At 67.8% G+C, this 11,312-nt stretch carries 10 protein-coding genes; 5 read left to right on the plus strand and 5 right to left on the minus strand.

What is annotated here, in order from left to right; genetic code table 11:
- Window positions 1-64: 64 nt before the first annotated feature.
- The gene (locus ON45_RS22485; RefSeq protein WP_241432125.1) at window positions 65-706 is read right to left on the minus strand and encodes an acyltransferase; all 642 of its coding nucleotides are present in this window, start codon (window positions 704-706) and stop codon (window positions 65-67) included.
- Window positions 707-754: 48 nt separating this feature from the next.
- On the opposite strand from ON45_RS22485, the gene ON45_RS00960 reads away from it, so the two are divergent.
- From ON45_RS00960 to panC, 3 genes are read left to right on the plus strand one after another with little or no spacing between them, the layout of a single operon-like run.
- Window positions 755-2,158, plus strand: coding sequence for a carboxylesterase/lipase family protein (locus ON45_RS00960; RefSeq protein WP_051062214.1), 1,404 nt, complete (start codon window positions 755-757; stop codon window positions 2,156-2,158).
- Window positions 2,155-3,201: a P1 family peptidase gene (locus tag ON45_RS00965; protein ID WP_051062240.1), complete on the plus strand. Its 1,047-nt coding sequence runs from the start codon at window positions 2,155-2,157 to the stop codon at window positions 3,199-3,201. Before ON45_RS00960 ends, ON45_RS00965 begins: the two co-directional genes overlap by 4 nt.
- Window positions 3,195-4,064, plus strand: coding sequence for a pantoate--beta-alanine ligase (gene panC / locus ON45_RS00970; RefSeq protein WP_040491137.1), 870 nt, complete (start codon window positions 3,195-3,197; stop codon window positions 4,062-4,064). Before ON45_RS00965 ends, panC begins: the two co-directional genes overlap by 7 nt.
- 114 nt (window positions 4,065-4,178) lie before the next feature.
- On the opposite strand, the gene betB is transcribed toward panC, so the two are convergent.
- Both betB and ON45_RS00980 read right to left on the minus strand, forming a co-directional pair.
- Complete coding sequence (gene betB, locus ON45_RS00975; protein ID WP_083914006.1) at window positions 4,179-5,660, minus strand: betaine-aldehyde dehydrogenase; 1,482 nt, start codon at window positions 5,658-5,660, stop codon at window positions 4,179-4,181.
- Between the two features lie 22 nt (window positions 5,661-5,682).
- On the minus strand, window positions 5,683-6,600 hold the full coding sequence (locus ON45_RS00980) for a LysR family transcriptional regulator (protein ID WP_083914008.1): 918 nt from the start codon (window positions 6,598-6,600) through the stop codon (window positions 5,683-5,685).
- Window positions 6,601-6,690: 90 nt separating this feature from the next.
- Here ON45_RS00980 and ON45_RS00985 point away from each other — a divergent pair, with 90 nt between their 5' ends.
- Complete coding sequence (locus ON45_RS00985) at window positions 6,691-7,908, plus strand: TauD/TfdA family dioxygenase (protein ID WP_040491141.1); 1,218 nt, start codon at window positions 6,691-6,693, stop codon at window positions 7,906-7,908.
- Entirely contained in the window at window positions 7,905-8,858 is a 954-nt protein-coding gene (locus ON45_RS00990; RefSeq protein ID WP_051062218.1) for an NAD(P)-dependent oxidoreductase, read from the plus strand. Before ON45_RS00985 ends, ON45_RS00990 begins: the two co-directional genes overlap by 4 nt.
- A 25-nt stretch (window positions 8,859-8,883) precedes the next feature.
- Here the strand turns inward: ON45_RS00990 and ON45_RS00995 are convergent, their stop codons facing one another.
- Complete coding sequence (locus tag ON45_RS00995) at window positions 8,884-9,639, minus strand: CPBP family intramembrane glutamic endopeptidase (RefSeq protein ID WP_148288466.1); 756 nt, start codon at window positions 9,637-9,639, stop codon at window positions 8,884-8,886.
- A 95-nt stretch (window positions 9,640-9,734) separates the two neighbouring features.
- On the minus strand, window positions 9,735-11,312 hold the full coding sequence (locus ON45_RS01000; RefSeq protein ID WP_040491145.1) for a M1 family metallopeptidase: 1,578 nt from the start codon (window positions 11,310-11,312) through the stop codon (window positions 9,735-9,737).

Raw genomic sequence — 11,312 nt, forward strand, 5'->3', positions numbered from 1 at the left:
CCCGCCACGGCTACAGCGACCTGATCAAGATGATCGACGATCTCAACAGCTGGGTCGACCCGGATCAGAGCTGACGGATCACTCGCGCCGGGACACCAGCCGCGACACAGTTGTCGGGGAGATCGCCGGTGACGACGCTGTTGGCACCGACCACGACATGGTTGCCGATCCGCGCACCGGGCAACACGACCGTGCCGTGACCGAGCCACGACCCGTTGCCGACCGAGACCGGCCGTTCGGGCATCACCTGCATGGAGATCGGTACACCGAGATCCTCGTAGCCGTGGTTCTGGTCGGTGATGTAGACGTGATGGCCCGTCCACACGTCGTCGCCGACCGAGATCTCGAGATGGCCGACGATCGCGCTCCCCTTCCCGAAGAGGCACCGATCACCGACCGAGATGACGGGATCGGTCACCATCGCCTGGCCCGGCACCATCCCGGCGGACAGCGTCGCCTGCGGTCCGAACAGGGTTCCCTCGCCGATCCGGATGTACTCCTCGTTGAACAGTGCGTTCGGTGGAAAGCAGATCACGCTGTTCGCTCCGAGCTGACCGAAACGCCGCCCACGACGCGTGTCCGGACCGATCGCGCCGAGCTCGACCGCGAGTTCCCAGCCCCGATGAACCAGTTCGCCCGACGCCCGCTTGACGCCGGTCAATGCGCGGCGAAACGCCGTGTCGGGAATCGGATCTCGATCGAGCACGCCGCAACGCTAGGGCACGACGACGCCGACCGGTCTAGCTTCGACACCGTGAACCCGTTGAGCGACGACATCCGCGGTATCGATCGCGGGGCCACCCTGGAGTACCGGGGAATTCGCTTCGCCCGTGCGAATCGGCTGCAGCCCCCGGTGGACATCGATGGATGGGATCCCGGCTTCGACGCGACGAACTCCGGAGCGCAGGCACCTCAGGTCGGCGGCGCGCTCGAGAACATGCTCGGTGCCGACGATGTCGAGATGAGCGAGGATTGTCTGTTCCTCAACGTGGTCACTCCGGCGCGGGACGACCGGCGGCGACCTGTCCTGGTCTTCGTTCACGGCGGTGCGTTCGTGACCGGAAGCGGGTCGACGCCGTGGTACGACGGTGCACCGCTCGCCGCGCGAGGCGATGTCGTCGTCATCACGCTGAACTACCGCCTGGGGGCGTTGGGATTTCTCGGCGACCGCAACCTCGGGACGCTCGATCAGATCTCTGCGCTGCGTTGGGTGCAACGGAACGTCGAGTCGTTCGGGGGCGACCCAGGGCGGGTGACGATCTTCGGCGAGTCGGCCGGAGGCGCCGCCGTGATCTCGCTCCTCGGGGCGCCCGCCGCTGCCGACCTGTTCCATGCCGTGTGGGCGATGAGTCCCTCGATCCCCCAGTTGCGCACGCCCGACAAAGCCGCCCGGATGGAACGACGCTTTCTCGATGCGGTCGGCCCGGACGCAACCATCGCCGATTTGGAGGAACTGTCGGTGGATCAGATTCTCGCGGCCCAGAACGCCGATGCCGACCTCGCGAGGAACTTCCAGAACTTCACTCCGACCGAGGACACCGACGAACTCCCCGCCGGACTCCTGGAGAACGCAGCTCGGGATCCGCGCCCGGTCGTGATCGGCACGAACCGCGACGAGATGCTGCTGTTCACCGCCTTCGACGGCTCGCGGAAGGACTGGGGCGAGGCGGACGTCGAGCGCGCGTTCCGACGACGCTTCGACGATCGCTCGACGATGGCCATCGAGCGGTATCGGGACGCACGCCCCGAGAGCGATGCGAATCAACTGATCTCCGCGATGCAGACCGACGAGTTGTTCCGCTCCCCGGCGCAACGCTTCGCGACCGCCCGAGCGGAAGCCGGACAGCCGGCATTCATGTATCTCTTCGACCAGACCTCCAGCGCGTTCGGTGGTGCGCTCGGGAGCTGCCACGGGCTCGACCTCCCGTTCGCGTTCGACACGCTGACGGCACGCGGCGTCGAGACGTTCACCGGCTCCGATTCGAGCCTCGCCACGGTGGCGGACCAGTTCGCGACGGCCCTCGTGACGTTCGCTCACGACCACGATCCCGGGTGGGTGCGCTACGACACGACACGGAGAGCGACACAACGAATCGGGCCCGTCCCGGACGTCGTCGACGATCCGGAACCCGCACTGCGCGAACTGTGGGAGTCGTGAGCGGCGTCCGGACATCTCGATGGACCCCGTTCGGGTCGATCCTCGACGTCGATGGGATCGGCGTCGGTCACCATCAACGCACCGGCAGCGGCTGGCAGACCGGGACGACCGTGATCACCGCTCCGAACGGGGCGACACCCGGTGTGGATGTGCGTGGCGGCGGCCCCGGTACACGGGAGACCGATGCGCTGCGGCCGGAGAACCTGATCCAGCAGATCCATGCCGTGACACTGACCGGCGGGAGCGCCTACGGCCTCGCTGCCGCCACCGGCGTCGTCGATCTCCTCGAAGAGCGAGGACTGGGTTTCCCGATCGCCGAACACGTCGTTCCGGTCGTCCCGGCTGCCGTCATCTTCGACGTCGGGCGAAGTGGCGACTTCGGGCATCGCCCGGATTCCGACTTCGGACGACGAGCCGCGCGATCGGCGCTCGCTGGTCGGACGCCGCCATCGTGGGGCTCGGTCGGTGCCGGTACCGGGGCTCGGGCAGGCGGTTTGCAGGGCGGCGTCGGCACGGCCAGCGCCACCGTCGAGATCGGCGATCACGCCGTGACCGTCGGAGCCGTCGCAGTGGTGAACGCGAACGGTGCACCGGTCGACCCGTCCAGCGGTCTCCCCTGGGAGACTCACGGCTTGCGATTCCGCCGACCCTCGCGTGCCGAACGCGATGCCGTCGCGAATGAACTGACCGCGCAGCGCGGACCGGCGCTCAACACCACGATCGGCCTGATTGCGACATCTGCCGCACTCGACAAGGCCGAGTGCTCGAAGGTGGCAACCGTGGCACACGACGGCCTGGCCCGAGCGATTCGACCCGCGCACTCGATGACCGACGGAGACACGGTCTTCACGCTCGCGACCGGTGATGTCGCGCTTCCCGAGCACGATGGCGGACCCGACCGCATCGTTGCGCTGAACGCCGTTCTGAGCGCGGCTGCGGACGTGTTCTCCGCCGCGTGCACCCACGCAGTCCTGGCTGCCTCGACGATCGGGACGGCGGTGGCGTGGCTCGACCTGTGTCCGAATACGCTCGACTCATGCTGACGATCACCGATCCGTCGGACATGCGCGTGTGGTCGAACCGGGCGGCGAGCACCGGGCGCACCATCGGATTCGTTCCGACGATGGGCGCGCTCCACGAGGGTCATCTCGCATTGATCGCCGAGGCAGCCGAACGCTGCGACGCCGTGGTCGTCTCGATCTTCGTCAACCCGTTGCAGTTCAACGAGACCACCGACTTCGACAGCTACCCGCGCCCGATCGACGACGACATCGCGGTGTGCTCCGCCGCCGGTGTGTCGGCCGTCTACGCACCGACGGCGCGGGCGATGTATCCGGAGGGTTTCCAGACCCGTGTGGTTCCCGGTGCACTGGCCGACCGGATGGAGGGCCCGGGACGCCCCGGCCACTTCGAAGGAGTCGTGACCGTGGTGGCCAAGTTGTTCGGTGCCGTTCGGCCCGACGCGGCGATCTTCGGACAGAAGGACTTCCAGCAACTCGCGATCGTCACGGCCATGGCGGCCGATCTCGACATGGGAATCGAGATCGTCGGTCATCCCATCGTGCGCGAGCCCGACGGACTGGCGATGTCGAGTCGCAACGTCCGCCTGACACCGACGCAACGCTCCGCAGCGGTGTGTGTGCCTCGCTCGCTCGACGCGGCGATCAGCGCCGCCGGTCATGTCGACGCGACAGCGGGCTCGGTCACCGGCGCCGCCGCTCAGGTCATCGCCGCCGAGCCCCTGGCCCGGCTCGAGTACTCGACCGTGTTCGACGCCGACACCCTCGAGGAATTCAATTCCGACGACTCGCTGCGTCAGAGCGGGGCGGACCGCGTGTTGCGCATCGCCACGGCCGTCTGGTTCGACGACGTGCGCCTCATCGACAACCGCCCACTCGCCGAGTGACCAGCGGTCCGTCCGGACCCCACCCGCGCTGCCCATCGTTCTCGTCGCCGCGATTCGTGGCGGGAGGCGGGACGGCTCGCGACCGGAAACCTGCCGGGCCCGATCGACGGTGCACTACATGTAGCGGTCGACGGGCTCGAGGTTCGTGTAGATCGTCTTGATCTGGGTGTAGTGGTCGATCGCCTGCTCGCCGTTCTCCCGCCCGAGGCCCGAATGCTTGTAGCCACCGAAGGGGATCGACGCCGGCATCGTGCCGTAGTCGTTGATCCACACGAATCCGGCCTCGATCGAGTTGGCGACGCGGTTGGCTCGCGCCAGGTCGGCGGAGAACACGGCTCCGGCAAGGCCGTAGTCCGTCGCGTTGGCGCGGGCCACGACCTCGGCTTCGTCGTCGAACGGGAGGACCGCCATCAGTGGGCCGAACACCTCGTCGGTGACGAAGGCCATGTCATCGGTGCAGTCTGCGAACACAGCCGGGGTGATGTAGTTGCCGTTCGCGAGCGACGGTTCCGCCGGCACTTCTCCGCCGACCAGGTGTCTGGCCCCGGAGTCGGCGGCCAGTTTCATGTAGCTCAACACCTTCTCGTGGTGTTCGGCGCTGACGAGTGGTCCGATCATCGTTGCGGGATCGAACGGGTCACCGACCGACAAGGCGCCCACTCGCTCGGCCAGGCCATCGAGGAACTCCTCGTACGCGCCGCGCTGGACGAACACCCGGGTGCCGTGCGAGCACACCTGGCCGGTCGAATAGAAGTTGTTCGTGAGCGCCGCGTTGCGGGCGCTGTCGATGTCGGCATCGTCGAACACGACGATCGGCGACTTCCCGCCGAGCTCGAGCGTCACCTTCTTGAGCGTGTGCGCGGCGTCGGCCATCACCAACTTGCCGGTCGAGGCCTCGCCGGTCAGCGACACCTTCTCGATCCCGGGGTGAGCGACCAGGGCCCGTCCCACCCGTGCATCGCCCTGCACCACGTTGAACACGCCGGGCGGAACACCGGCTTCGAGGTAGATCTCCGCCAGCACGCCCGCCGAGACCGGTGTCACTTCGGCCGGCTTGAAGATCATCGAGTTGCCGCACGCGAGGGCGAGGCCCGACTTCCACATCGCGATCTGGATCGGATAGTTCCACGCCCCGATCCCGGCGCACACGCCGAGCGGTTCGCGTCGCGTGCGGGCGAACCCGCCGGGGAAGTCGATCGTGGATCCGTGGATCGCAGGAGCGAGACCGGCGTAGAACTCGATCACGTCGGCACCCGTGGGAACGTCTTCGGTGGTGGTCTCGCCGATCGGCCGCCCCGCGTCGAGCGTGTCCAGCGCCGCGAGCTCGTCGTTGCGGTCGCGAATGATCGCCACCGCTCGGTTCAGGATCCGACCCCGCTCGATGGCGGGCATCGTCGACCACTCGCCGAACCCGGCGGTCGCCGATTCCACGGCCCGCTCGATCTCGCGATCGCCCGCCTGTTCGACATCGCAGATCACGTGGTTGTCCCCGGGATGGCGGGTCTCGAAGGTCTCCCCGCTCGACGAGGACACGTACTCGCCGCCGATGAAGGAGCGAAGCCTGGGCAACGTAGTGGTGGCACCTACCGCGGTCATACCCGGACGTTATCAGTCGACGTCAAGTCGACCAGCCACTCGACGCTCCGATGTGGTCGACGAACCAGGTCCGCAACGACTCGATCCGGTGGTCGTTTCGACCACGCGGCGAGCACAGATGGTGTCCGACCTCGGGCCGCTCCACCGCGGGACCGACTGGTACCAGCAACTCGCGCTCGAGGAGGTCGCCGACGAGGTGTCGCCAGCCGAGGACGACGCCGTGACCGACCAGTGCCTCTTGGACCACCGTGGGATAGCTGTCGTACACGAACTGCGGTTCGGGCGGAGGCGTCTTCGCGCCGGCGGCGGCGAACCATTCCGTCCAGGTCATCGACGGTCTCTCGACCGCATCGATGTGCAGCAGGGTCGCGGCGCGGAGTTCATCGGGACGACTCTCACCGTCCAGGTGATGGTCGAGGGCGTACCACGGAGCGGCGAGTGGCCGGACCGCTTCGACGAACAGCTCGGTCGAGTCCCACTGTCTCCAGCCGCCTCTGCCGGGGACGATCGCGACATCCCACCCACCTGCATCGAGCTCGGAACCGCGGTCGAAGATCCGCAATCGGATGTCGGCCGAAGCAGCCTCGGCGAGTGCGTCGAGCGCCGGAACGATCCACGACGACGCCATCGCGGGTTGGACCGCGAGGACGAGAGTTCGCTCGTCGCCCCCGAGGTCGGCGAGCACACGTTCGAGCCCGGCGAACGCGGTCGACACGCCGTCGGCGAGTCGCTGACCCGCTGCGGTGAGGTGGATGGTCGCCGTGGAACGATCGAACAACACGACGCCGAGCTGTCGCTCGAGTGAGGCGACGTGTCGAGAGACCGCCGGCTGACTGATGCCGAGGTCGCGAGCGGCAGCGGTGAATCCACCCGCGCTCGCGACCGCATCCACGACGGCCAGTCGCTGCAATTGGGGAACACGACGGAGCAGGGGGCGCACGATTCGACTGTATCACTCGATAACCCTGGGTTATTCCGTCATGACGAGACGACCATTGCGCGGGCGCGTGGTCCTCTCTACGTTGGAGTCGTGATCATCGATGCAGCAACCGAGCGTTCGCCCTCCGCAACCGACCCGCGCGTTGCGGTCACGGACGTCGAGTGCTCCTCGGTCGACATGTCGGTGACCTTTGCGTCGGGGCGCGTCGGCGTGTTCAACCGGTTCTGGCTCCGGGACAACTGTCCGACGAACGGCGACCGCGCAAGTCTGTTCCGACCGTTCTCGGTTGCGGATCTCGATGACGCGCTCCGCATCGGCCGCGCCACGGTCGGGGACCACGGAGCAGGCATCGAGGTCGAGTTCTCCGACGGCACGGTCGACCACTTCACCGCTGAGTTCCTCGATCGGCACACATCCGATGTCGCAGGCGCATCGGCAGGCGCATCGGAACGTCGTCACCGGGTGGGAGCGACGACCGCCCGATTCGGTCTCGACGATCTGAACGAGCCCGGGGCGCACCATGGGCTCCTCGAAGCGGTCAGCATGTCGGGCTTCGCCGTCGTCGACCAGCTCGACGATGTCGGCGACATCGAGCGGCTCGCCGCGCTGCTCGGCCCGATCCGCGAGACCGACTTCGGGAGGATCTTCGAGATCGTCAGCGAGCCGGACCCGTTCACGCCGTCGCAGTCCGAGTCCGCTCTCGACCCGCACACGGACGACCCGTACCGCTACTCCCCCGCCGGGGTGAGCATCCTGCACTGCGTGTCGCCCTGCGACGGAAGCGGTGGAGCATCGACGATCGTCGACGGGTTCGCGATCGCCGAGATGATCGCGGAGGTCGATCCGGAAGCGTTCACACTGCTCTCGACGATTTCGGTGCCCTACGAGCACCGACGCCGCGACGCCGTTCACCAGGGCGACGCGATCCACCTGCGGGCGGAAGCGCCCGTCATCGCCCTCGACGCCGCCGGGTCCGTGTGCGGAATCCGGTTCCATGAACGGGCGATGGCCCCACTCCGCCTTTCTGCGGACGTGGCCGACCGGTTCTACCGGGCCCTCATCCGTTTCGCCCGTGCGGTTCGCAGCGGCGAATTCACCTTCACCCACCATCTGCGTGCGGGTGAGGCGATCGTCTACGACAACCAACGCGTCCTCCACGGGCGTACCGAGATCGCCGGACCAGCTCGCCGCCACCTCCGGCTGTGCACGGTCGATCGCGACCAGGTCCACAGTCGGCTGCGACTGCTCCGCGAACGCCATGCACCCGGCACCGAAAGCGCTCCCCTGCCGGCCGGGAACCTCTCGTGAGCGAGTCGGATCCGAAGCCTTCCATCGGGTTCGTGGGGCTCGGAAACATGGGTGGCCCGATGTGTCGCCGACTGGTCGGAGCGAACTTCCACGTGACCGCGTTCGATCTCGACGCAGAGGCACTCGACAGGGCCGTCGACGGCGGAGCCCATCGTGGGTCGTCGGCCACCGATCTCGCGTCGAGCGTCGACATCCTGATGACCTCGCTTCCGGAGCCGCGCCATGTCGACGGGCTGATGGATCGCGACGGGACTCTCGCCGCGCTCCGTCCCGGATCGATCTGGGTCGACCTCACGACGAATCGACGCGCGCTGGTGGAGCGACTCGCGGCTGCGGCCCCACCGGGCGTCGGTGTCGTCGACAGTCCCGTGACCGGCGCGGTCGATGGCGCCCGCACGGGCCGGCTGACGCTGTTCGCCGGCGGCGCTCCGTCCGATCTCCACCGCGTCCGGCCCGTTCTTTCCGAACTGGGTCGGGTCATCGATTGCGGTCCGCTCGGCACGGGCAACGTCGTCAAGCTCGTCACGAACCAGCTCTGGTTCATTCATGCCGCGGCGATCGGCGAAGGGTTTGCGCTCGGCCTGGCGAACGGAGTGGAACTTCCGGTGCTGTACGACGCGATCTGCGATTCGGTCGGCGACTCGTTCGTCGCCCGTCACGATGCGCCGTCGATCTTCGCCGGCCACTACGACCCGAGCTTCACGCTCGCGCTGTGCCTCAAGGACCTCGGGCTCCTCGACGAGCTGGCACAGTGCGTCGGCGCCGACCTGCCGATGACGGCCGCTGCACACGGCGCGTTCGACGACTCCGCCGATCGCTACGGCGCCGGCGCAGGTGAGATGCACGTCGCTCGACGGCTCGAGGACGACGCATCGCTCTCGTTCCGACTCGACGGACCGTGGACCGCTCCCTGGGACGTCGAGAGTGAACCGACGCCGCCGAGTTCGTGATCGATGCCGATCGACCGAATCACGGTCAACGCTCGAGACGCCGAGGCGGTTCCTCCACCACGATGGTGTCCTCGAAGAGGTCGGGGTTCTCCTCGAGCAGACGATCGCGGACGCCGGTGAGCAGCACGATCATCACCACACCGTTGAAGATCGCGTGGGCGATCATCGTCGGACCGATCCGTCGGAGCAGGTAGGCCGCGGTACCGAACGAGATTCCCACGCCGGCGAGGACCAGCGCCAGTCCGATGTTGCCGACGCCGCGGACCGGGTCCACGTGAACGACACCGAACAGCACCCCCTGGCCCACCACGGCGGCCACCACCGGCCACCGGGACAGCAAGCTGCGCATCACCAGGCCACGGAACACCAACTCCTCGACCACCGGCGCGGCGACCACCGCGGCGATGACGATCGCGACGGTGTACGTGCGATCCACCGTCAGGTCGCCCAGGTCATCGGTGTTGTTCGAGAGCGGGATGTCGAGTGCGAGGACGATCGCTCCGGTCACGACCTGGACGACCACCGTGCAGACCCAGATCAGCGGCCCCCACCCCAGGTCCGACCAGCGGAAGCGAGCACCGACATCACCTCGACGATCCCCACTCCCCCAGCGCCCCACGGCGTACCACCACCAAGCCACCGACGGGCCGTAGCCGACCGCCACGAGGACCGCCACGTACACCGCGACGGGCCAATCGAAGTCGACGATGAGGTCCAGGACCGACTTCGACAGGAGCAGCGAAGCCGCCAGGACGACGATGGCCCCCACTCCGGGTGCCATCGGCAAGCTCGGGTGCGGCGGGCGCGGCAGGGCGTACGCCGGCACTCCTGGCGGGGTGCTCGGCGGAGCCCACGGCGGGGTCGGTGGAACCTCGGTCACGGATACTCAGCGGGCAGTGCATCTGCGAACAGCCACGCGTCGAAGAACGTGGCGAGGTCGCGCCCGGAGACCTCCTCCGCGAGCGCGATGAAATCGTCGGTCGACCGAGAGGTTCCGAGGTTCTCGCCGACCCATCGGGACAGCAGTTCGAAGAACTCGTCGTCGCCGATCTCCGCTCGGAGCGCGTGGGCGACCACGGCCCCTCCGTCGTAGCTGTTGAACCCGAACAGATCCGCCGCGTCGGGCAATCCGGTCGACCCGTTCCCGTTCTGGCGTTGGCCGAGCATCGTCTCGGCGTATCGATCCAGATCCTGGAGATCGATGTGGTCGAGCCAGAGCCACTGGGCGTAGGTCGCGAAGCTCTCGTTCAGCCAGATGTCCGTCCACGCGGCCGGGCTGACGGCGTTGCCGAACCACTGATGGGCGATTTCGTGCGCGAGCAGCAGCTGCGGGAAGAAGCCGAGACCGCCCCGGAAATCGGCCGCACCGAACAGGGATCGCCCCTGAGTTTCCATCGCGGCGTTGGTCAGCTCCTCCACGAACGCGAGGCCGTAGCGGTCGAGCGGATACGGACCGAACAGGTCCTCGAAGAATCGGATGTGTTCGTCGATCCCGTCGATCGCCGGGTCGAACGTGGTCCGCTCACCGGCGGGCACGACGTGGGTCAGCGGGATCAGGTCACCGTCGACGCTCGGGACCGTTCCTCCGTCGATGAGTTCGTAGTCCCCGACGATCACCTGGACGAGGTAGGTCGACATCGGCTCGTCCTGGTGCCAGACCCACCGTCCGCCATCGTCGCCGCGCCGCTCCAGCGCTCCGTTCGCGACGGCGATTCGGTCGGGCGCCACGGTGAGGTCGAACGTCCAGCGCGCCTTGTCGGACGGATGGTCGTTCGCGGGCATCCAGGTCCGTGCCCCGTCCGGCTCGTTGAGGACGTAGGACGAGCCGGCCTCGCCCGGGTCCCAGCCGACCTCGACCCCGGCCGCCGAACGGACCGGCGATGGGGCGAACGAGTAGTGGATCGTCGCCGACACCGTGTCACCGCGATCCGCCGGCAGATCGATCAACAGCTTGGGTTCCTCGACCTCGAAGTCGGCGGAGTTGCCATCGACCTCCACCGACTCGATGTCGAGGCCGACCGCGTCGAATGCCAGAGTCCCGACTCCCGGGCGGACCCCCGCATCGATCGTGACACTGGCATCGATCGGGGACGTCGCATCCTGCGGATCCGGCGGGATGATCATCACGACGTCGTACGTGCGCACGTCCACATCGGCCGATCCGAGGTCCGGGAACAGACGGTCACCGATCGACAGGCTCGGGTCGCTGCTCTCCCGGTCGCGCTCCTCCTCGCTCTCATTGCCGCTCTCATCGTCGGCCACGACATCGTCGTCGGGGTCTCCCGAGGTGACGCTGCCTCCGGGGTCGCCCGCGTCGGTCACGGGCGGCGCGCGGTCGATCGCATCGGCGGGAACGGCCTCTCGCGAGACCGCGATGGGATCGGCCCGCGAGGAGGCACATCCGGCCACGAGCACGCTGACCGAGATCGCAGCGACTGCCTTCAGGCGAGGCAT

The organism is Ilumatobacter nonamiensis YM16-303 (assembly GCF_000350145.1).
GTDB lineage: Bacteria > Actinomycetota > Acidimicrobiia > Acidimicrobiales > Ilumatobacteraceae > Ilumatobacter_A > Ilumatobacter_A nonamiensis.